Source organism: Streptomyces boninensis (assembly GCF_048572725.1).
Taxonomy (GTDB): domain Bacteria; phylum Actinomycetota; class Actinomycetes; order Streptomycetales; family Streptomycetaceae; genus Streptomyces; species Streptomyces boninensis.
This window is the reverse complement of the sequence record NZ_CP183837.1, coordinates 5886056-5911920: the sequence shown is the minus strand read 5'-3', so window position 1 is coordinate 5911920 and position 25865 is coordinate 5886056. Positions and strand designations below refer to the sequence as shown.

Genomic DNA, 25865 nt, shown 5'->3' with positions numbered 1-25865 from the left:
CAGGTCAGGGCAGTTGTCAGTGGCGCAGCGTAACGTCGTCCGCATGAATCAGTCACCGGAGCGCTGGACGGCCGACCAGGTCCTTGCCCTGGCGCCGGACGCCGCCTCGCAGCGCGCGGGAAGCAAGCTGTCCGCTCCCGCGTCGTGGGCGGAGGCCGGCGCCGCGGGCAGTCATGTCTGGGGCCAGTGCAAAGGCAGCGGCAGCAGGCCGTATCAGGTCGTGGTCGACCTCAGTGGCCCGGCGTACAAGTGCAGTTGCCCGAGCCGCAAGTTCCCGTGCAAGCATGCGCTCGGCCTGCTCCTGCTCTGGGCCGAGAGCGGACTGGACGCCGCCGCCCCGGCCCCGCCGTGGGCGGCCGAGTGGCTGGACTCCCGCCGCGAGCGCGCGGCACGCAAGGCGACCGCGCCCGCCCCCGCGGCGACCGACCCCACGGCCGCCCGCCGCCGCGCCGACCTGCGCCTCCAGCGCATCGCGGCCGGCGCCGCCGAGCTGGAGCAGCGCCTCGCCGACCTGCTCCGCGACGGCCTGGCCGACGCCCCCTCCGCCGCCACGTGGGAGGAGACGGCGGCCCGCATGGTCGACGCGCAGGCCCCCGGCCTGGCCGCGCGCGTACGGGAGTTGGCCGCCCTCCCCGCATCGGGCCCCGACCGCCCCGCCCGCCTGCTGGAGGAATGCGCCCTGCTGCACCTCCTCAGCCGCGGCTTCAGCACCATCGACCGCCTCCCACCCCCGCTGGCGGCCACGGTCCGCACCCGCGTGGGCCTCACCACGGACGCCGCCCAACTCCTGGACTCGGGCACCATCCGCGACACCTGGCTGATCCTCTCCCAACACGACCAACAGGACCCCCGCCTGACCACCCGCCGCATCTGGCTGCGCGGCACGAAGTCTGGCCGCCCTGCCCTGCTCCTCTCTTACGGCGCCGCCGGCCGCGCCCCGGAGCTCGCCCTCCCAACAGGCCTGGCCCTGGACGCCGAGCTGGCGTACTACCCAGGCGCCCACCCCATGCGCGCCGTCCTCGGCACCCGCCACGATGCGCCGGTCCCCGGCGCCGAACCCCCGGGCGAATCCATCGACACGGCCCTGGCGGCGTACGCCACGGCGCTGACCGCCGACCCCTGGGTGGAGTCGGTGCCGACCGTCCTCGCGGACGTCATCCCCATCCCGGGAGACGAGTGGCAAGTAGCCGACGCCAAGGGCGACAAGGCCCTCCCGGTGAGCCCCCGCGACACGGACCTATGGCGCCTCCTGGCACTCTCCGGCGGCCACCCGCTCACGGTCTTCGGCGAACTGGGCCACACGGGCTTCAGACCCCTGAGCACCTGGCACAGAGGGGAGACGATCCCCCTGTGAACACCACGTCCACGACCGACGCCGTGCAGGCGCTCCCGGAGGAAGAAGCCGCCACCCGACAGCCCAAGGAGGGGCCGGGGTGGAGCGACGCCGCCGAAAAACCCCTGGCCACGCGCCTAGCCGCACCACAGCGGTTTTTCGGTGGTGTCGCGGAACCCCGGCCCCGGCCCACACCCCCAAGGAGGCTCCGGTGACAGCAACATGGCAAGACCTGGTCTCCGCCGCACTACTCGGCACAGCAAGGCGCAAGCCACCCGTGCCCTCGCTCCTCGACGCGGCAGCACAGCGCACCGTGCAGCGCCGCGCCGGCGTGACAGCCGCGCCCGCCCGCGACCTCCCCACCCCGGCCCCGCCGGACGCCCGCCCGCACGTGCCGGACGCCGCCCGCCGCCGACTCGCCACGCTCCTGGCCGACCGCTCCTCCGCCGGCGCCGCCGGCGGCCGCCGCGGCTCCGCCCCCGACCTGACGGAACTCCTCCCGGAGTGGCTCCAGGCAGCCAACACCCTCGGCTACCAGGCACCCCCCGCCCTCCTCCCCGCCCTCCTCCCCGCCCTCCTCGACGCCGCCCGCGCCCGCACCGACCTCCGCCGCCCCACCCTCCGCCTCGCCGGCCCCCGCGCCCGCTGGCTCGCCACCCTCAACCCCACCTGGTCCTACGCCCTCCGCGAGGGAACCGACCCCACCGACGACCTGGCCGCCCTCTTCGGAGCAACCGACCCAGCTGCCCCGACCGCCCCGGCCGACCCACCAGCCCCGCCCAGCCCGACCATGCCCCCACTCGACCCCACCGCGGACACGCCGCCCGCCAGGGCCATCCGTACGCGATGGGACGAAGGCCTCTTCGCCGAGCGGGTCGCTCTCCTCGTCGCGCTTCGCCGTCACCATCCGCCCGCGGCGATCCGGCTGCTCGGCAGCACCTGGCGCAGCGAGAAGGCCGAGGACCGGCTGGCCTTCCTGGACTCGCTTCGCGATGGGCTGTCGATGGCGGACGAGGCGTTTCTCGAGGAGTCGCTCGACGACCGCAGCCGCAATGTCCGTGCCACCGCCGCCGAGCTGCTCTCCGCCCTCCCCGCCTCGGGGCTGGCGGTCCGTATGGGAGCGCGCGCGAGGGCCCATGTCTCGCTCGACCCCACTCACCCGCCCGAGCGTCCGCTGATCGCCGTCGAGGCTCCGCACGAGTGCGACGTCCCGATGCAGCGCGACGGAATCGCCCCCAAACCCCCCTCCGGCCAGGGCGAACGCTCCTGGTGGCTGGGCCGGACCGTGGAAGCGGCGCCGCTCCACATCTGGAGCGAGGTCTTCGGCGGCCGCAGCCCCGCGGAGATCGTGGCGCTACCCGTGGCCGACGGCTGGCGCGCCGACCTGCACGCCGCCTGGTCCCGCGCCGCCTCCCGCCAGCGCGACCCCGACTGGGCCCGCGCCCTCCTCGGCACCCCGGGCCCTGACTCGGCCCCCACGACCGACCACCGCCCCGGCCCAGGCCCAGGCCCAGGCCCCCAGACCAGCGGCCCTCAGCACACCGCTCCCCAGCACACCGCCCCCCTCACCACCGAGCCCGCCCCCGGCCGCGACCCCGCCAAGCTGCTCACCGCGCTCCCCCCGGCCGAACGGGCCGCGTGGGTCGCGGGGTTCATCGAAATGCATGGGCTCACCGAGGCGTTCCGCCTGCTCGGTGTGTGTACGGTCCCGTGGCCCGAGGTGCTCGGCCAGGCCGTCGTGGACGCGCTGGAGATCGCCCGGGACAGCGGCAGCTATCCGTGGAGCTTCAGCGGAGTGATGGGGCTGGCGGAGCGTTCCCTGGACCCGGCCCACGCGGACCGCCTGGAGCTGCTCACCGCGATACGCGACGAGCCGGAGGACGGCTCACCGGGCGCCGCCGGCTACTGGTCGGAGGCATTCCAGCGCCTGGTCAGCACGCTGCGCATACGCGCGGCCCTGCACACAGAGCTCACCGGCGCGCCTAGCTAGCCGCCCGCTCCTGCCGCACATTGGCGTTAACCCACTCGACCACCGACGCCGTCGTAGCACCCGGCGTGAAGATCTCAGCAACCCCCAGCTGCTTCAGCTGCGGGATGTCGTCGTCCGGGATGATGCCGCCGCCGAAGACCTTGATGTCCAGGGCGTCGCGCTCCTTCAGGAGCTCCAGCACCTTGGCGAAGAGCGTCATGTGCGCGCCGGAGAGGATGGACATGCCGATGACCTCCGCGTCCTCCTGGATCGCGGTGTCGACGACCTGCTCCGGCGTCTGGTGCAGGCCGGTGTAGATGACCTCCATGCCGGCATCGCGCAGCGCCCGCGCGATGACCTTGGCCCCGCGGTCGTGGCCGTCGAGACCAGGCTTGGCCACCACCACCCGGATCGGACCTGTGACACCCATCAACGCCTCCATCGCCGTCGCCCGAAAACCTCACGGACTCGCCGGTACGTGTGTGAACGAACGTTATCCCCAGCATCCCCCACCCAGCCGTTTCATGGCTCGGAGCGAGGGGGAAATCACACGCAGGACAACACATTCACCGGCGTCGGCCGAGGATGACGCCCACGCCGGGGAAGCCGCAGCGAGGCCGCCGGACCCCGCGCCGCAGCACCACCGGCAGCACGCACCCCGTCCGCCGCGCCAGCACGCGGCTTCCCGCCATACGCACGCGCACACGCAACACGCACGCGCGATCAGCACACGCACACGGGGGAAGCCATCAAGATCAACGCACTCACCACACTCGTCCGAGTCCGCCTGCTCGAGCTCCTGGTACTCGCCGGCCATCTCATGCTCTATCCCTCCGGTGTCCTCGCCGAAGCGAAGCCACCCGACACCGAGCAGGCCGACACCAAGCAGCTGCCCACCGAAGGCCGCAGCCACCCGCCCGTGCTCCTGCTGCACGGCTTCATCGACAATCGTTCCGCCTTCGTCCTGCTCCGCCGCTCCCTGCTCCGGCACGGCTGGCGGCATGTCACCGCCCTCAACTACTCGCCGCTGACCTGCGACCTCCGCAGAGCGGCCGAGCAGCTCGGCCGACATATAGAAGAGGTGTGTACGCGCACCGGCCACCGCGAGGTCGACATCGTGGGCCACAGCCTCGGCGGCCTCACCGCCCGCTATTACGTTCAGCGCATGGGCGGCGCCGCCCGGGTCCGTACGGTCGTCACCCTCGGTACACCGCACTCCGGCACCCGCATCGCCCCGGCGCTCTCCGCGCACCCGATCGTCCGGCAGATGCGCCCGGACTCCGATGTGATCAAGGAGTTGACGCTGCCGGCACCCGGATGCCGTACCCGATTCTTCGCATTCTGGAGCGACCTCGACGAGCTGATGGTTCCGGTGGATACGGCGCGCATCGAACATCAGGACCTGAACGCCCAGAACGTGCCGCTCAAGGGCGTGGGCCATCTCGCACTGCCCGTACACGGGGCGGTAGCTGCTGGTATACGGCAGGCGCTCACGGATGCCGAGGGGGCTCAACCGACTGCCGGGACGCGGGAATCGGGAGGTGCGTCCGTGGCCTGAACCTCGCTCTGAGTCGTGCAAAATTCGAGCAAATGCCCTGAACTCGCCTCGTCGAAACCTCCAGAAGATTGTCGCGGCCGTTATCTGCCGGGTACAGTCGCGCTCGTTCTTCTGCTGCCGAGGCGAAAGGGACGTGGTGAACGACCATCACCCGTCGGGGACCGACTCCCCGGACGTCCCGACAGCGGACTCCTGGAATACCCAGGGTTACGACACGGGCACGTACGCCGCAACGGGTTTTGACACCGCCATCGGCCAGTACGGGACGGGTCAGTACGACACCGGCCAGTACGACACCTCCTACTACGCGACCGCGACCACCACCACGGCGCAGTGGGACGGATACGACGGCTACGACGGCTCGTACGACCCCGGCACCGGCACCTTCCATACGGACAGCTTCACCACGGGCACCTTCAGCACCGGCGTCGGCTACGACACCGGCGGCTACGACGTCTCCGCCGCCTGGGACACCCGGGCCGCCGGCATCCCCCGCCAGCCGGGCCCCGAGGACGCCGACTACGGATACCCGGCCGCGAGCCCCACCGCCACCGGCGAGTGGGACGCCTCCGGCTGGTCCACCACGCCCGGCCTCGAGTACGACCACACGGGCAGCTTCGACAGCGCCGCCTACGACGCCACGGCCTTCAGCACGTACGGCACCGGCGCCTACGACACCACCGGCTACGACTCCGCCGCCCCCGCCTGGGACACCGGCGAGCAGCTCGCCGACGCCTTCGACCCGGCCCGCTTCGACGCCGAGGCGTACGCGGCCCCGTCGGAGTACCCGGGCGCCCCGGTCGCCCCGGACTTCTCGTACGACACCGCGGGCGTAGACGCGTCCGGCCTCGACACCACGGCCGCCTGGGACTTCGCGGAGCTGACCGCGGAGGACGCCGCCACCACGGCACCCGCGGACATCGTCGACCTGGCCGACCCCGAGCACCACGAGCGTCCCGAGCCCGACCCGCTCGACAAGCCCGGCAGCGCCCCCGAGCCGGACACCGAAGCCGCCGCCCTCTCCTTCAGCGCCCTCGAGTCCCGCTCCCGCAGCCGCCGCCGCACCCCGAAGCGTTCCGCGCTGCTCACCGTGGCCGTGCCCTCCATCGCCGTCGTCGGCGTGGCCGGCATCGCGGCCGCCACCGTCAGCGGCGGCGTGGGCGACGACGGCAAGAACAAGCAGCCGCAGGCCGCCCCGGACCCGTCCGAGGTGCAGCCCTCCGCCGCGAACAACAAGCTGGACACCCAGCTCAGCGGACTTTCCGAGGACGCCGGCGACTTCGCGGGCCGCGCGAGCCGTACGCAGGAGCGCATCGACCTCAAGGAGCGCCAGGAGGCCGAGCGCAAGAAGAAGATCGAGGAGGCGAAGCGCAAGGAAGCGCTGCGCCCGAAGTTCGCGCTCCCGGTCGCCGAGCACGGCCTGTCCGCGCTTTACGGCCAGGCGGGCGTCAACTGGATGTCCGTCCACTCCGGCATCGACTTCCCGGTCAGTTACGGCACGCCGGTGAAGGCCGCGACCGACGGCACCGTCTCCACCAAGTGGGGCGGCTCCTTCGGCAACATGGTCATCGTGACCGCCAAGGACGGCACCGAGACCTGGTACTGCCACCTGAGCAGCGCCCGGATCCAGTCCGGCGAGGTGAAGGCCGGCGACACGATCGCGTACTCCGGCAACTCGGGCAACTCCACCGGCCCGCACCTGCACTTCGAGGTGCACCCAGGCGGCGGCGACGCCATAGACCCGCTCGGCTGGCTCCAGGCCAAGGGCCTCAACCCCCAGTAAGGCTGAGGCCCCCGCCGCCTACAGCTTCTCTACCGGCGCATACCGCAGCAGCAGCTTCTTCGGCCGCTCCCCGCCCCCAAAGTCCACCGTCGCCTGCGCCTTGTCCCCGCTGCCGGCGACCTCCACGACCGTGCCCATGCCGAACTGGTCGTGCGTCACCCGGTCCCCCACCGCCAGCGCCACCACCGGACGGTCCGTGGCCCGCCCGGTCGCGAAGCCCGAGGGTCCCGACCGCGACCGGACCGAGGACAGCGCCGCCGCGGCCGCCTCCAGCGGCGACCGCCCGCCGCCGCCCGAGGACGAGGACACCGACCGGCCTCCACCGCCCGCCGAGCCGCCCGTGCGCTTCCAGGTCAGATACGTGTCCGGGATCTCCTCCAGGAAGCGGGACTGCGGGTTGTACGAGGGCTGCCCCCAGTTCGACCGCATCACCGACCGGGTGAGATAGAGCCGCTCCTGCGCGCGTGTGATGCCCACATACGCCAGCCGCCGCTCCTCCTCCAGCTCCTTTACGTCGCCGAGCGCCCGCATGTGCGGGAAGACGCCGTCCTCCATGCCGGTGAGGAAGACGACGGGGAACTCCAGACCCTTGGCGGTGTGCAGCGTCATCAGCGTTATGACGCCCGACCCGTCGTCATCCTCATCGGGGATGTCGTCGGTGTCGGCCACCAGGGCCACCCGCTCCAGGAAGTCGGAGAGCGTGCCGGGCCCCTCCTCCTCGCCGCGGTCCTGCTCGAATTCCAGCGCCACCGCCGCCAGTTCCTGGAGGTTCTCGATCCGGGTCTCGTCCTGCGGGTCCGTGGACGCCTGCAGCTCGGCCAGATAGCCCGTCTGCTCCAGCACGGCCTCCAGGACGGTGGCGGGCCCGGCACCGGACTCCACGATCGTGTGCAGCTGCTCCATCATCGTGTTGAACCGCTTGATGGCATTGGCGGACCTGGCCGCCATCCCGTACGCCTCGTCGACCCGCACCAGCGCCTGCGGGAACGAGATCTTCTCGCGCAGCGACAGCGCCTCGATCATCGCCTCGGCGCGGTCGCCGATGCCGCGCTTGGGTACGTTCAGGATCCGCCGCAGCGGGACGGCGTCCTCGGGGTTGGCGAGCACCCGCAGGTAGGCCAGCACATCGCGGACCTCCTTGCGCTCGTAGAAGCGGACGCCGCCGACGACCTTGTACGGCAGGCCGACGCGGATGAAGATCTCTTCAAAGACGCGGGACTGGGCGTTCGTCCGGTAGAAGACCGCGACATCGCCCGCCTTCGCCTCGCCCGCGTCCGACAGCCGGTCGATCTCGTCGGCGACGAACTGGGCCTCGTCGTGCTCCGTATCGGCGACATAGCCGGTGATGGTGGCGCCGGCGCCGGCCTGGGTCCACAGGTTCTTCGGGCGGCGGTCGGAGTTGCGCTCGATGACCGCGTTGGCCGCCGACAGAATCGTCTGCGTCGAGCGGTAGTTCTGCTCCAGCAGGATCGTCCGCGCGTCCGGATAGTCCTCCTCGAACTGGAGGATGTTGCGGATGGTGGCCCCGCGGAAGGCGTAAATCGACTGGTCGGCATCGCCCACGACGCACAGCTCGGCGGCCTCCTGGGACGGGGTGGTGACCCCCACCAGCTCCTTCACCAGCATGTACTGCGCGTGATTGGTGTCCTGATACTCGTCCACCAGGACATGCCGGAAGCGGCGGTGGTAGTGCTCGGCGACATCCGGGAACGCCTGCAGCAGATGCACCGTGGTCATGATGAGGTCGTCGAAGTCCAGCGCATTGGCCTCGCGGAGCCGCTGCTGATACATCGTGTAGGCCTCGGCGAGGGTCTTCTCGAAGCCGTCCGCGGCCTGGCCCGCCCAGTCCTCGGCGTCGATGAGCTCGTTCTTCAGATTGGAGACCTTGGCGCTGAGCTGCTTCGGCGGATAGCGCTTCGGGTCCAGGTCGAGGTCGCGGCAGCACAGCGCCATCAGGCGCTTGGAGTCGGCGGCATCGTAGATCGAGAAGGACGAGGTGAAGCCGAGCCGCTTCGACTCGCGGCGCAGGATGCGCACGCAGGCGCTGTGGAAGGTGGACACCCACATGGCATTGGCCCGCGGGCCGACCAGCGACTCGACGCGCTCCTTCATCTCGCCCGCGGCCTTGTTCGTGAAGGTGATCGCGAGGATCTCGCCGGGGTGCACGCGGCGCTCGGCCAGCAGATGCGCGATGCGGTGGGTGAGCACCCGGGTCTTGCCGGAGCCGGCGCCCGCGACGATGAGCAGCGGCGAGCCGGCGTGCACGACCGCGGCGCGCTGCTGCTCGTTCAGCCCTTCGAGAAGCGCGTCGGGATCCGTTACGGGCCGGGGGGTGCCGTCGCGGCGATAGCCCGCGGGGGCGGGGACGCTGCGTTCCGGCTGGGGCATGGACAGCTGGCTGTCGTCGAAGAGGCTGCTCATCGTTCACCGAGTCTAGGCGGACCCGCTGACAGCCCGCCCGCCGCGTACGGAATGAGCTATGCCGGACATAGCCGGGCACGGGTTGCGCAGATCACGAATTGGTTGCGGACATATCGAACATCAGGCTTCACAGCAACACCATGGAGTGGCTACATTTCATCGCCAATGGCTGTCCGCTCGTCCCCCCGCCGGCACCCGCCGGCCGCGGACCGCCCCGCCGGAACCCCCACCTCGCCGGCGGCTCACGGAAGGAGTGGCGAGCCTTGGCTGCGCACCGTAAGCCGCGGACCCGAATACTCGCGTCGACCAACACCTCCGGTCGTCGCACCGCCGTCGGCATGACGACGGCCGCGCTGGCCTCGGTGTCCCTGCTGTCGCAGAACGCCGTCGCCGACGACAAGCCTTCCCTCACCGAGGTGAAGAAGCAGGTCGACGAGCTGTACCACCAGGCCGGCACCGCCACCCAGAAGTACAACGCCGCCAAGGAGCGCACCGCTTCCCAGCGCACCACGGTCAACGACCAGCTGGACGAGGTCGCCGAGCGCACCCAGAAGCTCAACGACGCCCGCCGCACCCTCGGCACGTACGCCGCCGCCCAGTACCGCAATGGCGGCGTCGGCCCCGAGGCGACGCTGATGCTGGCGGACGACCCGCAGTCGTACTTCGAGCAGAACCACCTGATGGACCGGCTCACCGGCCGCCAGCAGCAGGCCGTCAAGGACTTCCGCACCCAGCAGACCGCGGCCAACAAGAAGCGCGCCGAGGCGACGAAGAGCCTGGCGACGCTCACCAAGTCGCAGGAGCAGCTGCGCACCTCCAAGGCGACGGTGCAGAGCAAGCTCTCCGAGGCCCGCAAGCTGCTGTCGAAGCTCACCGCCGAGGAGAAGGCGCGGCTGGCGGCGATCGAGCGCAAGAAGGAGGCCGAGGCCAAGCGCAAGGCCGAGGAGGCGGCGCGCAAGGCGGAGGAGGCCCGTAAGGCCGAGGCGGCGCGCAAGAAGAAGGAGGAGGAGCAGCAGCAGGACTCCGGCTCCTCCGGCGGCGGCTCCGACTCGGGGTCGGGCTCCTCGGGCGCCACCGGCTACGACAAGATGATGGCCTTCGCCAAGGCTCAGCTCGGCGAGCCGTACGTCTGGGGCGCCACCGGCCCGGACTCCTGGGACTGCTCGGGCCTCACGCTGCAGGCGTACAAGGCGGCCGGCATCTCACTGCCGCGCACCACCTACGACCAGGTGAACTCCGGCACGAAGATCACCAACAAGGCCGATCTGAAGCCGGGCGACATGGTCTTCTTCTACGACGACGTCAGCCACGTCGGCATCTACGTGGGCAACGGCCAGATGCTGCACGCGCCGAAGCCGGGCGCCAATGTGCGGTACGAGTCGGTCGACTACATGCCGTTCCACTCGGGCGCCCGGGTGCTGTAGAGCCGGTCTGTCACGTCCAGACGGTGGCGATGAAGATGTTCGCCACCGTCAGCAGGCCCACGGTGCCCAGCAGTTTGGCGTCCACCTTCTCGTCGTCGCGCTTGACGTAGACGAGGCCCAGGATCACCACGAGCAGCGCCAGCTTCACGCCGATCTTGACGTTATTGACCTCCTGGTCGTCGGCCTGGTTGAGGCCGACCAGGGCGACGCCGGTGACGAGCATGGTGAGGGCGCCGTGCAGCATCGGCGGGGTCATCCGCCCCGTCCCCGCGCGCATGGCCTTCACCTGCACCAGGAAGCCGCCGAGCAGCGAGGCGATGCCGATGATGTGCAGGGCGACGAAGATGTTGATGAGTACGTCCATGGGCGGAGCGTAGCCAGCACATAGCAGGCGTCCCGCTAGGGGGTCGCATCAACCGCCGCATCGGTCACAGAAATAAGGAAAAGCCTCAGCTGGCCGTGATCGTGCGATCACAATCCGTCACTGCCGGGCCGGAAGGCGACCAGTCTCCGCCAACGGGCACCTTCCTCCCCACCTCCAGGTTTAGCGTCCCGGGTCAGGTGGCCGACTCCCCACCGCCGTCGCTGCAGAAGGACGGCAGTCGGTCGCCCCGCCGAGGAACCGGCGGCGGCCCGCTCCCCCCTGTCGGGTCGCCGCCGGACGCGGCGACTGGACGGAAGGAAGTGACCGCCCGCGTGGCGTCGCACAGCAAGTCGCAGCCCCGCCCCAAGCGGCGCGCGGCCGGAGCCGGCCTTCTGGCGCTGGCCGGCGCCGCCTCCGCGACCGCCCTCGGCGGCCCTGCCCAGGCAGAGCCGCCGATGACCCCCGCCCAGACCAAGGCGAAGGTCGAGAAGCTCTACCACGAGGCGGAGCAGGTCACCGAGAAGTACAACGGCGCGAAGGAGAAGGCGGGCCAGGCCGAGAAAACGCTGGGACAGCTGCGCGACGAGGCGGCCCGTAAGACCGCGGCGCTCAACTCCGAGCGCAATCGCCTGGGTTCCCTCGCCACCCGCCAGTACCGCAGCGGCGCCGTCGACCCGTCCCTGCAGCTGGCGCTCTCCTCCGACCCCGACTCGTATCTGGAGAAGGCCGAGCTCGCCGAGCGGGCGGGCAGCCGCCAGGCCGCCGCGGTGGCGGGTCTGACGGAGCGGGTACGAGCCGTGGAGCGGGTGCGGGGCGCGGCGTCCGCGAAGGTGCGCGAGCTGACCGCCGCGCAGGCGCAGCTGCGCGGCGACAAGAAGACCATCGAGGGCAAGCTCGCGAAGGCGCGGCGGCTGCTCGATGCCCTTCCGGCAGACCAGCGGGATGCCTTCCTGCGGGACGGCGGGCATGGCGGGCACGGCGGTGGCACCGTGAGCCGAGCCGTGTCGCGGGGTTCCGTCGAGGCGCCGAATGCGCGGGCGGCGCGGGCGGTGGCGTTCGCGTACGGGGCGCTGGGGAAGCCGTATGTGTGGGGCGCGACGGGCCCCAACGCCTTCGACTGCTCGGGGCTGACGCAGGCGGCCTGGCGCAATGCCGGCGTGAGCCTGCCTCGTACGACGTATACGCAGGTCAATGCCGGGACGCGGGTCCCGCGCAGCGGCCTGGCGCCCGGCGATCTGGTGTTCTTCTACGGCGGGCTGAGCCACGTGGGCATGTACGTGGGCGGCGGGCAGATGATCCATGCCCCGCGGCCGGGGGCGCCGGTGCGTTTCGCGCCGGTGGACTCGATGCCGTTTGCCGCGGCGGTGCGGCCCGCTTAGGCGGCGGGTGGGAAACAAGTCCCCCGAGCGCGACCGGCAGCCGCCCGCCCAGCCGGCCCCCTCAGACCAGCCTGCGCGCCGTAGCCCACCGGGTCAGCTCATGCCGGTTCGACAGCTGCAGCTTCCGCAGCACCGCCGACACATGCGACTCCACCGTCTTCACCGAGATGTACAGCTGCTTCGCGACCTCCTTGTACGCGTATCCGCGCGCGATCAGCCGCAGCACCTCCCGCTCCCGCTGCGTGAGGCGGTCCAGGTCCTCGTCGACCGGCGGCGCGTCCGTGGACGCGAAGGCGTCGAGGACGAAGCCCGCGAGCCGCGGGGAGAAGACCGCGTCGCCGTCGGACACCCGGAAGATCGCGCCGACCAGGTCGGTGCCGGTGATCGTCTTGGTGACGTATCCGCGCGCGCCGCCCCGGATCACTCCGATGACGTCCTCCGCCGCATCCGACACCGACAGCGCCAGGAATCGCACCGGGCGCTCCGCGTCCGCCATCAGCGCCGCACACCTGCGCAGCACCTCCACGCCGCCCCCGCCCGGCAGATGGACGTCGAGCAGCACGACCTCCGGCCGCGTCGCCGTGATGACATTGACGGCCTGGTCCACGTCCCCGGCCTCGCCGACCACGTCCACGCCCGTGGTCTCCGTGACGCCGATCTCCGCCTGCACCCCGGCCCTGAACATCCGGTGGTCGTCCACGAGCACGACCCGTACCTGGCGCTGTCCCTCGTCCTGGGGTGCAGCCGCCGCAGCCTCGTCGCTCATGTCCCGACCCTCTCCATCTCGAGCTCCACTTCCGTGCCGCCGTCCGGCACGGCCCGCAGGCGGGCGGTGCCGCCGTTGCGTTCCATCCTGCCGATGATGGACTCGCGTACGCCCATTCTGTCCCCCGGCACCGCATCCAGGTCGAAGCCAGGACCCCGGTCCCGTACGGAGATGAAGACCGTCGTCCCCTCGACCTCCGCGAAGACCGACACCGGGCCGCCCTGGCCACCGTACTTGGCGGCGTTGACCATCGCCTCGCGCGCGGCCTGGAGCTGGGCGCCGAGCCGCTCGTCCAGCTCGCAGTCGCCGACGCAGACGACCTCGACGGGGACGCCGTGGTAGTCCTCCACCTCGGCGGCGGTCTTGCGGACGCCCGCGGCCAGGGTGTCCGGCTCCTCCGCCTCGTCCTTGCCGGTGCCCTCGGGCTTGTAGAGCCACGCCCGCAGCTCCCGCTCCTGGGCGCGGGCCAGCTTGCGCACCTCGCCGGCGTCGTCCGCGTTGCGCTGGATCAGGGTCAGGGTGTGCAGCACCGAGTCGTGGACGTGGGCGGCGACCTCCGCGCGCTCCTGGGCGCGGATGCGCATCGTGCGCTCCTCCGAGAGGTCCTGCACCATGCGTACGAGCCAGGGCCCGGCGAGCAGCGCCGCGCCGACCAGCACGGCCAGGGACGCCTGCAGCACCGAGGCGAGGTGCCGGGTGGAGCCCTGGACGATGAAGATGGCCGAGACGCCCGCCAGCGTCAGCGCGACTCCGGCCGCACCGCGGGCCAACGGGATCAGCCGGCGGCGGCGGGAGACCTCGGCCCAGTGGGCGCGGCGGGCGTTGTCGGCCTGCCGCCAGACGAGCGCGACGCCGGCGGCGACCAGCAGCAGCGGCCAGACGACCGCGTTCGTACGGCCGAGGTCGAGGCTGCCGAGGAAGATCCCGGCCCCGATGATCATCGCGATCATCGCGAGCACCTGTCCGCGGTCGGGCCGCCGCAGCCGCTTGCGGCCCGCGACCGTGGGCGCCGCCGCCTCGACGCCGCCGAGGCCGAGCGGCACCACGAACCAGAACACCGCGTACAGCAGCACCCCGAGCCCATTGGTCATGCACAGCACGATGAAGACGATCCGCACCCACGACACCGGCACCCCGAGGTGCCCGGCGAGCCCGCGCGCCACGCCGCCGAGCATGCGGCCGTCGGCGCTGCGGTACAGCTTCCGCGGGGCGGTCTCGGCGGAGGCAGCGGGGGCTGGGGCGGTCATGACACCGATAGTCACACGGGTGGGGGTGTCCGGGCATCAGGGCTGAGCCCTTAAGCGCCCCTGAGACACCCGGGGCAAAGTCAGGGACGCGTCCGGGTCATGGCCGATACCGTCCGCCCGTCCGCTGCCTCACCATAGAGGGCATGAGCAGCACTCCGCCGTCGGCGCCCGCCGAGGACGCGACCGAAGCCGCAAGCCCGGCCGGGGAGGCACCCGCCAGGCTTGAGCGGCGGCGCGCCCCGAACCGGACCATCGGCGGCGTCTGCGGCGGCCTCGGCCGCTACTACGACCTGGACCCGGTGATCTTCCGGGTGGTCTTCGGTGTCCTCGCGATCACCGGCGGTCTTGGGCTCGTCGCGTACGGGATCCTCTGGCTGGCGCTGCCGCTGGAGAGCCAGCCGGAGAACGAGGTGCGCAGGCTGCTGTCCGGCCGGGTGGAGGGGCAGGCGCTGACCGCGCTGCTGTTCATGGTGGTCGGCTGCGGGCTCTTCCTGTCGATGCTGCACCGCGGCGGCGTGCTCACCTTCGCCGCCATGCTGGCGCTGGTCACCGCGGGCGCCGCCTATTGGTCGCGGCACCGCCGCGAGACCGAGACCGGCGAGATCCCCACCGACGAGGCCACCGCCCACGCGGTCGCCGACGCGCCCCCCGAGACCGCGCCGCCGCCCGTACCGAAGTCGCCGTCGTGGTGGCGCGACCCCCTGACCAAGGACGGCACCACCGGCTATCTGTGGGGCCCGGACGACGACGCCCCGGGCAGCACCGCGTCCAAGTGGCCGTCCTTCGCCAAGCTCCGCCAGGCGCGCAGCGCCGACCGCGGACCGGCAGGCATCGGCGGCTGGACCTTCCTCGCGGCGCTGCTGGTCGGCTTCGGCTCCGGCGCGATCGCCTGGGAGTCGGAGCCGCAGACCACCGCGGTCGCCATCGGCCTCGCCGCCGCGCTCGGCGTCTTCGGCCTCGGCTTCGTCGTCAGCGCCTGGTACGGGCGCACCGGCGGCGGCACCGTCGTCTGGTCGCTGATCACCACAGCCCTGCTGGCCGGCGCGCTGGCGCTGCCGAACGGCGTGCAGGCGGAGTGGCTGCAGCGGACCTGGAGCCCGACCACGGCTGCGGAGGTGCACGAGCAGTACGAGGTCGGCACCGGCGAGGCGCGGCTCGACCTGTCCGGGCTGAAGCTGAAGAAGGGCGAGTCCGTGCCCGACATCAGGGCCGAGGTCGGCGCCGGGCGCCTGCACGTGATCGTGCCCGACGACATGGAGGTCGCGATGCGCGCCGACGTCGGCGTCGGCGACCTCCAACTGCCGCTGGACCCCGATAAGAACATCGAGGTCAGGCCGGACCAGAACGAAAAACTCACGATCCACCCGCGCGACGGCGGCAAGCCGCGTGGCACGCTGACCCTCGACCTGGAAGTCGGCGTGGGACAGCTGGAGGTGGACCGTGCGACGCCATGAGTTCGAGCCCGCCAAGCTCTTGGCGGGCCTCGTCCTGATCACCGCGGCCATCCTGTACGTGTCCAGCGCCGAGGGCGGGCTGTCCCTCCCGTACTGGTGGCTGCTCCCCCTGTGCGTGGTCATGGGCCTCGGCCTCGCGGGCCTGGTGGCCGCGATCTCGTACGCCACGGGCCGCACGCGGCGGCGGGCGGCGGACGCGGCGGCGGCCCGCGATCTCGGGCCCGGGCCCGAGGCGCTGCCGGGGATGCCGATGGACACGCTGCGCGGGGCGTACGAGCATCTCGGCGAAGACGCGCCGCCGCGGGGCGGGGAACGGCCCCGCGACAGCTAGCGCGTCACCGTCTGGATTTCCTTCACCGTGACCGGGACTTCCTGCGTCGACAGCGCGTCGGGCAGCGCCGGGTTCTGCTCCGGGCCGGCAGGGTCGTCCGTGGCCGTCCACTTCACCTTCCACTGGACCTGGGCCTGGAGCGGGTACGTGCCGTCGCCCGAGGCCCGCTGGTAGGCGATGTTGCAGTCCGACTTCGACGAGTCGACCTGGTAGCCGTCGCCGCTCTTGGCCAGCTTGTACGTGCAGGACTGCGGGTCGGCGTCCGAGGTGCCGGCGTCGATCCGCAGCGCCGTCGGGGTGGCCACCGTGGTCGCGGCGATATCCACACCCTGTGACTGGAAGCTGGCGGTCACCCAGTGCCGGGTCAGGGGGGCGTCGAACTTCACCTGCACCGGCAGGTTGACCTTCTGCCGGCCCGGGGAGGGGTTGAGCTTCACCGGCGGGGCCGGGAGCTTCAGGGCCTTGAAGGCCTGGCCGGAGAGGACGAGGGGGGAGATGGCGTCCTGGGGCTTGGGGGCCTGGTACGGCACCCATTCCTCGGTCTCCGTGTGCTCGGCCCTGCAGTCCGCCGCCGCCCCCGGCTTGAGCGTCCCCGAGCGCATGCGATCGACGTCGAAGGTCAGGAACCACCAGGCGCCCTTTTCACCCTCGTGAAAGTCGCGCTTCTTGGTCCGTTCCGAGACCAGATCAGGGTTGTTGGGGTGGTCGCCGCCCTTACCCAACTGCTCCTGCTTGTATTGCTTTCCGGAGTACTTGGGCTGCATCCAGCACAGCGGCGGCGGCCAGTCAGCCGACACCGATTCGGCGGGCGCCGCTCCGGCGCGGCCGTTGTGCGACGTGTCCAACTGCACCTGCGCAGCAATGGTGTTGCCATGGCTGTTGCCTTCGGCATCTTCCTGCGACGCTCCGCCTTTCGACCGGGGGTCGTCGGCCCATGCGCTCTGCGCCGATCCGAGCACGGGTATTGCGGCCGCCGACAGCACAAGAAGCCCGCGGCAGAAGGAATTTACCGGCATTTCGCGGCCGGCTTTCCCTCGTACATGCTGACCTGCCACTGTCCGTTCTTGTTCTTCTCCAACACCGAGTAGAACGCGACAAAGCTCTTGGCAGTCGTCGGCGTGCGCTTCACCTTGTGCGTCTTGGTGCTCTTGGAAAAGGACTTCGACTGGTCCTCGCAGTAGCTGATCTCGGCTGCGTTGGCAGTGAGGTACTTCACCTTCCGGTCGTAGTACCTGACCTTGCCCGTCACGGTCCAGTTTTCCCGCTTGGCGTCGCTGACCTGCGTCATCATGTTCTGCTGCAGGCTCGGCGCGATGTACCGGGGGATCAACGGCGATTTCGGGTCAAGGTCGGTGAAGAGCTGGTACTGGGCCGTCAGAATGTCCGCCTGGGCGGCCAGCACCGCGTCCTTCTTCTTGTCGCCGGTCTTGTCCGCCGCGACCTCGACCTTGGCGTCATCGGGGAGGTCGATGAGATCGCCCTGCGGCACGGCAGAGGCCGAAGCCTTCGGCTTATCGGGCGTGTCCTTGGCGCCCTCGATCTTCCCGCTCCCACTGTCCGACCCGCCCCCGCAAGCCGTAAGAGACACGGCCGCAAGGGCCGCCGCAGCCGCCACTCGGTATACGTACTTTGCCATCAAGCTGCGGTTCCTCACTTGCCTTGCATCTTTCGTCGCGCTCGCCGGAGTCTAGTTATGGCGTACGGACGAGCGGCAAGGGGGTCCCGCTGACGATCCCGTTAACCGAAGAGCTGCTGTCCGTATCGCCGTCGCCGCCCCCGTAGCAGCGCATCGAGTGACAGATAAGGCGCCCCCGCCAGAATCAGCGGCAGCCAGGCCATCAGATAGATGAGGTCATTGCCGTAGTAGTACGGCTCCACCGCCCAGCTCACCGTCAGCCAAAGCGACAGCGAGATCAGCGCGCCGCCGGTCGCGGCCACCCGGGCGAGCAGCCCGAAGAGGGTGCCGAGGCCCACCGCCAGCTCGCCGAGGAGGATCATCCAGCCGACCGCCTGCGGGTTCTTCTGGGCGAGGTCGATCATGCCCTGGATGGCGGCGGTCTTCTCGATGTTGTTGAGCTGCTCGGCGAGCGAGCCGGGGCCGCGCTCGTCGAGGAACGCCTTGTCGGTGAGCTTGTCGAGCCCGGCGTAGATGAAGGTGATGCCGAGGAAGAGGCGCAGCGGCAGCAGCGCGTATTGCCCGGCGGTGCCGCGCAGCCCGCCGCCGCGGCCGGTCCCGGGGAGCTGGTCGCCCCCGATAGGTCCGGAGCCAATGGTCCGATCCGCATGGGTCATGCTCGTCCCGCCTCCCGTCGCCGCCGTCCCGCTAGGAACATTGTTTCGTCTGCAAGGAGGGGTACGTAAGACCGGCGCGGGAGCGTTCAGCGGCGGGTCAGTCGACGATGTCCAGTTCCACCGCATTGGACCGGGCCCCGGCGGCCGTGATCACCATGACCTTCACCCGGCCCGGCTCCACCTCCGCCGGGACCGGGACGGTCAGCCGGGTGTCCGACGGGTTCGCGAAGCCGCCCGCGACGGGGATCAGCGGCACGTGGACGTCCACCCCGCCGATCCGTACGACCGTGCGCGCCAGCTGCTCGGGCGCGTCTGAGCCGGGCGGGACGAAGGCGGTGCCGCGGACCTCGATGTCGTCGCCGTTACGGACCGGCGCGTGCAGATCGCCGGCCTCCCGGGCGCGCACCACCGAGAGCACCTTGGGCCGCCCGCCCTCCATGGCCTTCCCGACCAGGTACGCGATCGCGCCGACGCACACCAGGCCCGCGAGCCCCCACGGCACATGCGGCGGCTCGGCGGGGGTGCGGCCGAGGGCGACGGCGGCGTAGACGAGGACGGCGAAGGAGACGAGCGCGTACTGGGTGTCAGCGAAGCTGCCGCGCCCGGAGTCGTCGGTGAGCAGGTCGGCGGCGCGGGGGCGGTCGGCGGCCACCTTCTGCAGGTGGTGCTCCCGCAGCCGTACGGCCACCACGCCACGCGCCAGCACGGCGACGCCGCAGGTCACGGCGAGGACGAGGACGAGCCCGCCGAGGGCGCCGCCCCCGGCGTCCGACACCCCGAAGGCGCGCGCGAAGCCCGCCTGCAGCACGGCGAAGGCGGCGAAGACCACCCAGCCTCCGGCCACCGCCCGCGACGTGGACAGCCGGCCGTCCTCGCCGACCAGCGGGGCGATCACCCCGCCGCGCTCCCGGTGCAGCCAGGCGGCGCCGGCGAGCAGCCCGCCAGTGACGGCCCCGGCGACGACGGCCGCGGTGCGGGCGGCGGTCCAGCCGGCGCCGATCGCGGTGAGGCCCGCGACCAGGACGAGGAGTACGTATCCGGCGCCGATGACGATCGCGGTGCGCGGCCACAGCCCGCGCAGCCAGGCCTCGCCCGCCGCGCGCGCGTTCGCGGCGAGCTCGTCGGCGGAGCGGGTCAGCTCGTCGGAGATCCACTGCCGGGAGGCCCCGGCGGAGTGCGCGACCCCGGCGGGCACGCCCTCGCCCACGGCGAAGCCGTCCCGCTGCCGGGCGAACGCCTCAGCAGGCCCGGCGTCCTTGCCAGAACCGCCCTTGCCCGGCTCTCCCTGCTCCTCGGGCATCGCCTCCACCGCCACGTCGCCCCGCCACCCCACCCGCTCGTCCACGCCAATACCGAACTGTCCATGCGATGAAACGGAATTGTGCCGCACCCGGCCGGGATCGCGTCCGGCGGGTCCGCGGGTTGGACGGTGATTTATTGACTTAGAGGTTCATAGTCGCTGGCCACGCAAACGCCGCCACCCGAAATGGTCGGGCGGCGGCGCATGGTTGACGTTACGGAAGGGAAGTCACTCCCACTCGATGGTGCCCGGCGGCTTCGAGGTGACGTCCAGGACGACGCGGTTTACATCGGCCACCTCATTGGTGATCCGGGTCGAGATCTTCGCCAGCACGTCGTACGGCATCCGGGTCCAGTCCGCGGTCATCGCGTCCTCGCTCGACACCGGCCGCAGCACGATCGGGTGGCCGTACGTACGCCCGTCGCCCTGCACGCCGACGCTGCGGACGTCCGCGAGCAGCACCACCGGGCACTGCCAGATCTCGGTGTCGAGGCCTGCCGCGGTCAGCTCGGCGCGGGCGATGGCGTCGGCCTCGCGGAGCAGGTCGAGCCGCTCCTTAGTGACCTCGCCGATGATCCGGATGCCGAGGCCCGGGCCGGGGAACGGCTGCCGCTGGACGATCTCGTCCGGCAGGCCGAGCTCCTTGCCGGCCATCCGGACCTCGTCCTTGAAGAGCCGCCGCAGCGGCTCGACCAGCTGGAATTCGAGGTCCTCCGGCAGGCCGCCGACATTGTGGTGCGACTTGATGTTGGCCGTGCCCGTACCGCCGCCGGATTCGACGACGTCCGGGTAGAGGGTGCCCTGCACCAGGAATTCCACCGGCTGGTCGCCGGGCGCCTCGGCGATGATCTCCGCCTGCGCCTGCTCGAAGACCCGGATGAATTCCCGGCCGATGATCTTCCGCTTTTCCTCGGGGTCTGAGACCCCGGCGAGTGCGGCCAGGAACCGCTCCTCGGCGTCGACGACCTTCAGCTGCACGCCGGTGGCCGCGACAAAGTCCTTCTCGACCTGCTCGGACTCGCCCTGGCGCATCAGCCCGTGGTCGACGTACACGCAGGTCAGCTGCGACCCGATGGCCTTCTGGACGAGGGCCGCGGCGACCGCGGAGTCCACGCCGCCGGACAGGCCGCAGATGGCGCGCTTGTTCCCCACCTGCTCGCGGATGGCGGCCACCGACTCCTCGACCACATTGGCCGTGGTCCAGGTCGGCTTCAGGCCCGCGCCGCGGTAGAGGAAGTGCTCCAGGAGCTGCTGGCCGTGGGTGGAGTGCATGACCTCCGGGTGGTGCTGGACGCCGTAGAGCTGCTTGGCGTCGTTCTCGAAGGCGGCGACCGGGACGCCCGCGGTGGTGGCGGTGACGGTGAAGCCCTCGGGGGCGGCCGAGCAGGCGTCGCCGTGCGACATCCACACGTCCTGCTTCCCCGGCGTGCCCTCGAAGAGGGTGGAGTCGGGGCGGGAGACGGTCAGCTCGGTACGGCCGTACTCACGGCTGCCGTCGTTGTCGACCGTGCCGCCGAGGGTCTGCGCCATCAGCTGGAAGCCGTAGCACATGCCGAAGACCGGAATGCCGGCCTCGAAGAGCGCGCGGTCCATGGCCGGGGCGCCTTCCGCGTACACGGAGGAGGGGCCGCCGGAGAGGATGATCGCCGCGGGGTTCTTCGCGAGGATCTCGGGCACCGGCATGGTGGACGGGACGATCTCGCTGTAGATCCGCGCCTCGCGCACGCGGCGGGCGATGAGCTGCGCGTACTGGGCGCCGAAGTCGACGACGAGAACGGTGTCGGGGGTCTCGGGGGACGCTGAAGCCACGGCGGCAGCCTTCCGGCGGGTGTGGATTGGAGGTGCCTCCGATTCTATCGGGGCGCGGCAGTGCGATTCGCCGTGGCATACTTGGCACGTGATCAAGCGCAGCTTCCTGTTTACCTATGGCACCGGCCCGTCCGGCTGCCATGGTCGTGCTGCGTAGATCCACTTAACGCGACTTCCGAAGGCGCCCCGGGCCGGCAAAGGCCCGGGGCGCCTCGCGTTTCCCGCACCGGGCCACCGGCTCCAGGGCTTACGAGACCCAGGAGATACGAGATGAGCATCACCGCAGCGGAGAAGTCCGGGACCGGGAAGACCAGGACCGAGACCGAGAAGACCGGCGCCCGTACCGGGGAGGCGGCGGAAGCGATCACCGGCGCACGGGAGCGGATCGATGATCTCGACCGGCGGATCATCGCGCTCGTACAGGAACGCATGGAGGTCTCGGCCGCCATCCAGCAGGCCCGCATCACCTCCGGCGGCCGCCGGGTGAACCTCTCCCGCGAGATGGAGATCCTCAGCGCGTACCGCGATGAGCTCGGGCGGCCCGGGACCTCGCTGGCCATGACGCTGCTGGAGCTGTGCCGCGGGCGCGTATGACGGCGGCGCGCGCCGTGGGGCGTGACGGTTGCGCTGGGCCGGAGCCCGTTACCGGGTGGGGGTGGCTTCGTTGGACCCGATGTCCGTGCCGGCCCTGCCCAGTGCGAGGGCGGGCGGGCCCGAGGGGCGATGAGGCGCGTCGGCTGAGCTCATCCCGGCGGTGCGCGTCGTGGGACCTCGCCCCCCAGGTGACCGGTCAGCAGGGGACAGCAGCCCGGTCATCGCAATAGCGCGGTCGCGCTTCGGGGACGCCCGAAGAGCGACCGCGCTTCGCGCGGATATCGCGCCTGCGGCGCTCGTCCTCAAGCGCCGGACGGGCTTGATTTGGGCTCGGTCTGCGCCGAGCCGCCCAGCTTTGCATCGGCCTTCTCCGCGCCGCCCAGCTTTGCATCCGCCTTCGCCGGCACCGCCGGGATCGGAAGCACCGGCAGCCGCAGCGCCCCATGCGCCTCCTTCGGCACCGCCGGATTCACCGGGGCCACCGGCGCCAGCCGCTCGTACGCCGCCCCCTGCTCCGGCCGCCCGTCCGTCTCGCCCTTGTTCGGCCACAGCGACATCACCCGCTCCGCCTGTGCCGTGATCGTCAGGGACGGGTTCACGCCCAGGTTCGCCGAGACCGCCGAGCCGTCCACCACCGAGATGCCCGGGTGGCCCCACACGCGCTGGTACGGGTCGATGACGCCGCCGTCCGCCGCGTCGCTGATCGGGCAGCCGCCGAGGAAGTGGGCGGTGAGGGGGGAGTTCATGATCTCGCCGATGTTGGTGCCGGCGACGCCGCCGATCGCGTCGGCCAGTTCCTGTGCGGCCGCCGCGCCCTCCGGGATGTGCACCGGGTTGGGCTCGCCGTGGCCCTGTTCGGCGGTGAGCAGGCCCTTGCCGAGGCCGCGCTTCTTGCGGCTGGTGTTGAGGGAGTTGTCCTTGGTCTGCATGACCAGCGCGATGATCGTGCGCTCCGACCACTTGTTGCTGCCGAGGATGCGCAGCACGGCCAGGGGGTGGCGCAGGTAGCCGCGGAAGATGCCGGAGAGCGCGCGGCCGGCGGCGGTCTTGCGCTTGTGGTAGCCCGGGATGCACATCAGGGCCATCAGGTTGGAGCCCTTGCCGTAGCGGACCGGCTCGATGTGCGTATAGGCATTCGGGTGGATCGATGAGGTGATCGCCGCGCCCCTGGTGAAGTCGAGCTTCTCGTCCTTGCCGCGCAGCTTGCGCCAGCCGCGGGGGAAGGTGAAGGCGCCGGTCAGCGCCTCGGAGTTGGTGCGGGTCAGCTCGCCGAGCTTCGCCGACAGGCGCGGCAGCCGGCCGGTGTCGCGCATGGTGTGCAGCAGGGTCTGCGTGCCGTACGTGCCGGCCGCGACGACCACCTTCTCCGCCCGGAGCGTGGTGCGCTTGCCGCGCCCCCGCTTGTCGGTCGGGGCGGTGGTGACGGCGTAGCCGCCGTCGGGGTGCTCGGCCAGCTCCGTCACCGTCGTCATCGGCTTGATGACGGCGCCCGCCTTCTCGGCGAGGTAGAGGTAGTTCTCGGTGAGGGTGTTCTTCGCGCCGTGCCGGCACCCCGTCATGCACTCGCCGCACTCCGTGCAGGCCTTGCGGGACGGGCCCGCGCCGCCGAAGAACGGGTCCGGGACCTCCTCCCCCGGCGCCGCCTTCACGCCCTCGACGTCGTTGCCGTCGCCGTAGAAGATGCCCACCGGCGCCATATGGAAGGTGTCCCCGCACCCCATCCGCTCCGCCGCCGCCTTCAGCTCGACGTCGGACGGGGTCATGGCCGGGGTGAGGCGGGCGCCGAGCATGCGCTGGGCCTGGGCGTAGTACGGGGCGAGCTCGTCCTGCCAGTCGGTTATGTGCCCCCACTGGCGGTCGCGGAAGAACGGCTCCGGGGGCACGTACAGGGTGTTGGCGTAGTTGAGCGAGCCGCCGCCCACCCCGGCACCCGCCAGGATCATGACATTCGACATCAGGTGGATCCGCTGGATCCCGTAGAACCCGAGCTTCGGCGCCCACAGATAACTGCGCAGATCCCAGGAGTTCTTGGGCAGCGTGTCCGGGGTGTAGCGGCGGCCGGCCTCCAGGACGGCCACCTTGTACCCCTTCTCCGTCAGCCGCAGCGCGGACACCGAGCCGCCGAAGCCCGATCCGATGACGATCACGTCGTAGTCGTACGCGGTCATGCTGTCCTCTCGGAGAAAAGATGGCCCTCTCAGCGGAAGCGGGCTGCCTTCAGCAGGCGCAGGCTGCGGCTCATGAAGGCCGCGTACTTCTCGTCGGTGAAGCCCATCGACGGCGCCATCGGCAGCAGCCGCTGGTGCGCGACGGTCTGCGCCTCGGTGTACTTGAGGATGCCCTCGGACCCGTGCCGCCGCCCGAGCCCGGAGTCGCCCATGCCGCCCATCGGAGACTGGACGCTGCCGTAGGCGGAGGCGTAGCCCTCGTTGACGTTGACCGTGCCGCTGCGCAGCCGGGCCGCGACGGCCCGCCCGCGGCGGCCGTCCTTGGTCCAGACGCTGGAGTTGAGGCCGTACGGGGTGGCGTTGGCGCGGTCGACGGCGTCATCCTCGTCGTGGAAGCGGTAGATGGAGACGACCGGCCCGAAGGTCTCCTCCTCGCATACGGACATGGGCGCGTGCACGCCGTCGAGGATGGTGGGCTCGTAGAAGTACGGGCCGAGGTCCGGGCGCTCGCGCCCGCCGGCCAGCACCTTGGCGCCCTTGTCGACGGCCTCCTGTACATGCCGCTTGACGGTCTCCAGCTGCCGCTCGCCGACGAGTGAGCCCATGTCGGCCCCGTAACCGAGGTGATTGCCGAGCTTCATCGCCTTCGTCTTCTCGGCGAAGCGGCGCAGGAATTCGTCGGCGACCGAGTCGTGGACGTACAGCCGCTCGATGGAGATGCACAGCTGGCCCGCGGAGGAGAAGCAGGCGCGGGTGGCGCCCTCGGCGGCCTTGTCGAGGTCGGCGTCCTTGAGGACGAGCATGGCGTTCTTGCCGCCGAGTTCGAGGGAGACGCCGACGAGGCGGGCGGCGGCGCCCTGGGCGACCTCGCGGCCCGTACGGGTGGAGCCGGTGAAGGAGACGTAGTCGGCGTGCCGTACGACCTCGGGGCCGACGACCGGGCCGTCCCCGAGCACGACCTGCCAGACGGCCTCCGGCAGCCCGGCCTCGATGAGCTGCTCGCGCGCCCAGAGGGCGGTCAGGGCGGTCTCGGTGTCGGGCTTCATGACGAGGGCGTTGCCCGCGACAAGGGCGGGGAGCGCGTCGCCGATGGAGAGCTCTAGGGGGTAGTTCCAGGGGGCGATCTGGCCGACGACGCCGCGCGGGTGGCGCAGCTCGGTGACCTTGGTGAGGGTCGGGATGGCGCCGGTGTGCCGCTTCGGCCCGAGGTATGAGGCGGCCTTGCGGCCGTAGTGCCGGGCGGCGACGGCGACGGCCTGCACCTCCTCGTGCGCGTGCAGCCGGGCCTTGCCCGTCTCCAACTGGATCAGGTCGAGCACCTCGGCCTGCCGCCGCAGCAGGAGGTCATGGAAGCGGAGGACGATAGCGGCCCGACGCCTGACCGGAGTGGCGGCCCAGGCGCGCTGCGCCTCGCGGGCGCGCTCGAAGGCGGCGGCGACGTCTTCCGGCGTCGACTCCGGGAGGTCGGCGAGCTTCGCCCCGGTGAACGGCGAGTGATTGGCGGTGGCGCCGGAGCCGGTGACACCGCGGGTGAGCCGGGCGACGACGTCGGGGGAGACGACGTCCTCGGCGGTGCGGGTGCCGCCCGTGGGGGCGGCTGCGGTGGGGTTGCCTTCGACCTGCATGTCCGTCATACGGCCGAGGGTAGGCGTCCGGTGACGGCTTGGGTACCC

General features: G+C 71.3%; 21 protein-coding genes. 9 read left to right on the top strand and 12 right to left on the bottom strand.

Annotated features, from left to right (window positions below):
• The first annotated feature begins 43 nt into the window (after positions 1-43).
• Both ACNNMR_RS27160 and ACNNMR_RS27155 read left to right on the top strand, forming a co-directional pair.
• Positions 44-1354, top strand: a complete 1311-nt coding sequence (locus ACNNMR_RS27160; RefSeq protein ID WP_419997298.1) for an SWIM zinc finger family protein — start codon at positions 44-46, stop codon at positions 1352-1354.
• Positions 1355-1544: 190 nt separating this feature from the next.
• Positions 1545-3323, top strand: a complete 1779-nt coding sequence (locus ACNNMR_RS27155; RefSeq protein ID WP_419997297.1) for a DUF5691 domain-containing protein — start codon at positions 1545-1547, stop codon at positions 3321-3323.
• Here the strand turns inward: ACNNMR_RS27155 and ACNNMR_RS27150 are convergent.
• Complete coding sequence (locus tag ACNNMR_RS27150) at positions 3316-3732, bottom strand: cobalamin B12-binding domain-containing protein (protein WP_419997296.1); 417 nt, start codon at positions 3730-3732, stop codon at positions 3316-3318. The genes ACNNMR_RS27155 and ACNNMR_RS27150 overlap by 8 nt on opposite strands.
• A 390-nt stretch (positions 3733-4122) precedes the next feature.
• Between ACNNMR_RS27150 and ACNNMR_RS27145 the strand changes: the two genes are divergently transcribed.
• Positions 4123-4860, top strand: a complete 738-nt coding sequence (locus ACNNMR_RS27145) for an esterase/lipase family protein (protein ID WP_419997295.1) — start codon at positions 4123-4125, stop codon at positions 4858-4860.
• 136 nt (positions 4861-4996) lie between these two features.
• Positions 4997-6643, top strand: a complete 1647-nt coding sequence (locus ACNNMR_RS27140; protein ID WP_419997294.1) for a M23 family metallopeptidase — start codon at positions 4997-4999, stop codon at positions 6641-6643.
• A gap of 18 nt (positions 6644-6661) precedes the next feature.
• On the opposite strand, the gene pcrA is transcribed toward ACNNMR_RS27140, so the two are convergent.
• Complete coding sequence (gene pcrA, locus ACNNMR_RS27135; RefSeq protein WP_419997293.1) at positions 6662-9064, bottom strand: DNA helicase PcrA; 2403 nt, start codon at positions 9062-9064, stop codon at positions 6662-6664.
• A 263-nt stretch (positions 9065-9327) separates the two neighbouring features.
• On the opposite strand from pcrA, the gene ACNNMR_RS27130 reads away from it, so the two are divergent.
• Entirely contained in the window at positions 9328-10488 is a 1161-nt protein-coding gene (locus tag ACNNMR_RS27130) for an NlpC/P60 family protein (RefSeq protein WP_419997292.1), read from the top strand.
• A 10-nt stretch (positions 10489-10498) separates the two neighbouring features.
• On the opposite strand, the gene ACNNMR_RS27125 is transcribed toward ACNNMR_RS27130, so the two are convergent.
• Positions 10499-10852: a hypothetical protein gene (locus ACNNMR_RS27125; RefSeq protein ID WP_419997291.1), complete on the bottom strand. Its 354-nt coding sequence runs from the start codon at positions 10850-10852 to the stop codon at positions 10499-10501.
• Between the two features lie 332 nt (positions 10853-11184).
• Here ACNNMR_RS27125 and ACNNMR_RS27120 point away from each other — a divergent pair, with 332 nt between their 5' ends.
• On the top strand, positions 11185-12231 hold the full coding sequence (locus ACNNMR_RS27120; RefSeq protein ID WP_419997290.1) for an NlpC/P60 family protein: 1047 nt from the start codon (positions 11185-11187) through the stop codon (positions 12229-12231).
• 61 nt (positions 12232-12292) lie between these two features.
• On the opposite strand, the gene ACNNMR_RS27115 is transcribed toward ACNNMR_RS27120, so the two are convergent.
• Together ACNNMR_RS27115 and ACNNMR_RS27110 are read right to left on the bottom strand one after the other, a co-directional pair.
• Positions 12293-12997: a LuxR C-terminal-related transcriptional regulator gene (locus tag ACNNMR_RS27115; protein ID WP_419997289.1), complete on the bottom strand. Its 705-nt coding sequence runs from the start codon at positions 12995-12997 to the stop codon at positions 12293-12295.
• Positions 12994-14244 carry a PspC domain-containing protein gene (locus tag ACNNMR_RS27110; protein ID WP_419997288.1) on the bottom strand — a complete coding sequence of 417 codons (1251 nt, stop codon included), beginning with the start codon at positions 14242-14244 and terminating at the stop codon, positions 12994-12996. The genes ACNNMR_RS27115 and ACNNMR_RS27110 overlap by 4 nt, the downstream gene beginning before the upstream one ends.
• A 143-nt stretch (positions 14245-14387) precedes the next feature.
• On the opposite strand from ACNNMR_RS27110, the gene ACNNMR_RS27105 reads away from it, so the two are divergent.
• Both ACNNMR_RS27105 and ACNNMR_RS27100 read left to right on the top strand, forming a co-directional pair.
• Entirely contained in the window at positions 14388-15698 is a 1311-nt protein-coding gene (locus tag ACNNMR_RS27105; protein ID WP_419997287.1) for a PspC domain-containing protein, read from the top strand.
• Positions 15685-16029, top strand: coding sequence for a hypothetical protein (locus ACNNMR_RS27100; RefSeq protein WP_419997286.1), 345 nt, complete (start codon positions 15685-15687; stop codon positions 16027-16029). The genes ACNNMR_RS27105 and ACNNMR_RS27100 overlap by 14 nt, the downstream gene beginning before the upstream one ends.
• On the opposite strand, the gene ACNNMR_RS27095 is transcribed toward ACNNMR_RS27100, so the two are convergent.
• From ACNNMR_RS27095 to guaA, 5 genes are all read right to left on the bottom strand, one after another.
• Positions 16026-16880: a hypothetical protein gene (locus ACNNMR_RS27095; RefSeq protein WP_419997285.1), complete on the bottom strand. Its 855-nt coding sequence runs from the start codon at positions 16878-16880 to the stop codon at positions 16026-16028. The two genes, ACNNMR_RS27100 and ACNNMR_RS27095, sit on opposite strands and share 4 nt — an antisense overlap.
• A gap of 155 nt (positions 16881-17035) precedes the next feature.
• On the bottom strand, positions 17036-17683 hold the full coding sequence (locus ACNNMR_RS27090) for a hypothetical protein (protein ID WP_419997284.1): 648 nt from the start codon (positions 17681-17683) through the stop codon (positions 17036-17038).
• 83 nt (positions 17684-17766) lie between these two features.
• Positions 17767-18321, bottom strand: coding sequence for a DoxX family protein (locus ACNNMR_RS27085; RefSeq protein WP_419997283.1), 555 nt, complete (start codon positions 18319-18321; stop codon positions 17767-17769).
• Positions 18322-18418: 97 nt separating this feature from the next.
• Positions 18419-19666, bottom strand: coding sequence for a hypothetical protein (locus ACNNMR_RS27080; RefSeq protein ID WP_419997282.1), 1248 nt, complete (start codon positions 19664-19666; stop codon positions 18419-18421).
• 183 nt (positions 19667-19849) lie between these two features.
• Positions 19850-21430 (bottom strand): glutamine-hydrolyzing GMP synthase, encoded by a 1581-nt coding sequence (gene guaA / locus ACNNMR_RS27075; RefSeq protein ID WP_419997281.1) that lies wholly within the window; start codon positions 21428-21430, stop codon positions 19850-19852.
• A 270-nt stretch (positions 21431-21700) separates the two neighbouring features.
• Between guaA and ACNNMR_RS27070 the strand changes: the two genes are divergently transcribed.
• Positions 21701-22024 (top strand): chorismate mutase, encoded by a 324-nt coding sequence (locus ACNNMR_RS27070; protein ID WP_419997280.1) that lies wholly within the window; start codon positions 21701-21703, stop codon positions 22022-22024.
• Between the two features lie 302 nt (positions 22025-22326).
• Here the strand turns inward: ACNNMR_RS27070 and ACNNMR_RS27065 are convergent, their stop codons facing one another.
• Both ACNNMR_RS27065 and ACNNMR_RS27060 read right to left on the bottom strand, forming a co-directional pair.
• Positions 22327-24192 (bottom strand): GMC oxidoreductase, encoded by a 1866-nt coding sequence (locus ACNNMR_RS27065; RefSeq protein WP_419997279.1) that lies wholly within the window; start codon positions 24190-24192, stop codon positions 22327-22329.
• A 29-nt stretch (positions 24193-24221) separates the two neighbouring features.
• Positions 24222-25826: a succinic semialdehyde dehydrogenase gene (locus ACNNMR_RS27060; protein ID WP_419997278.1), complete on the bottom strand. Its 1605-nt coding sequence runs from the start codon at positions 25824-25826 to the stop codon at positions 24222-24224.
• Positions 25827-25865 lie beyond the last annotated feature (39 nt).

Excerpts from the sequence above, each read along its gene's own strand:
- ACNNMR_RS27160 (WP_419997298.1), top strand. The coding sequence starts at position 44 with ATGAATCAGTCACCGGAGCGCTGGACGGCCGACCAGGTCCTTGCCCTG.
- ACNNMR_RS27150 (WP_419997296.1), bottom strand. The coding sequence starts at position 3,732 with ATGGGTGTCACAGGTCCGATCCGGGTGGTGGTGGCCAAGCCTGGTCTC.
- ACNNMR_RS27145 (WP_419997295.1), top strand. The coding sequence starts at position 4,123 with ATGCTCTATCCCTCCGGTGTCCTCGCCGAAGCGAAGCCACCCGACACC.
- pcrA (WP_419997293.1), bottom strand. The coding sequence starts at position 9,064 with ATGAGCAGCCTCTTCGACGACAGCCAGCTGTCCATGCCCCAGCCGGAA.
- ACNNMR_RS27125 (WP_419997291.1), bottom strand. The coding sequence starts at position 10,852 with ATGGACGTACTCATCAACATCTTCGTCGCCCTGCACATCATCGGCATC.
- ACNNMR_RS27115 (WP_419997289.1), bottom strand. The coding sequence starts at position 12,997 with ATGAGCGACGAGGCTGCGGCGGCTGCACCCCAGGACGAGGGACAGCGC.
- ACNNMR_RS27110 (WP_419997288.1), bottom strand. The coding sequence starts at position 14,244 with ATGACCGCCCCAGCCCCCGCTGCCTCCGCCGAGACCGCCCCGCGGAAG.
- ACNNMR_RS27105 (WP_419997287.1), top strand. The coding sequence starts at position 14,388 with ATGAGCAGCACTCCGCCGTCGGCGCCCGCCGAGGACGCGACCGAAGCC.
- ACNNMR_RS27085 (WP_419997283.1), bottom strand. The coding sequence starts at position 18,321 with ATGACCCATGCGGATCGGACCATTGGCTCCGGACCTATCGGGGGCGAC.
- ACNNMR_RS27070 (WP_419997280.1), top strand. The coding sequence starts at position 21,701 with ATGAGCATCACCGCAGCGGAGAAGTCCGGGACCGGGAAGACCAGGACC.
- ACNNMR_RS27065 (WP_419997279.1), bottom strand. The coding sequence starts at position 24,192 with ATGACCGCGTACGACTACGACGTGATCGTCATCGGATCGGGCTTCGGC.
- ACNNMR_RS27060 (WP_419997278.1), bottom strand. The coding sequence starts at position 25,826 with ATGACGGACATGCAGGTCGAAGGCAACCCCACCGCAGCCGCCCCCACG.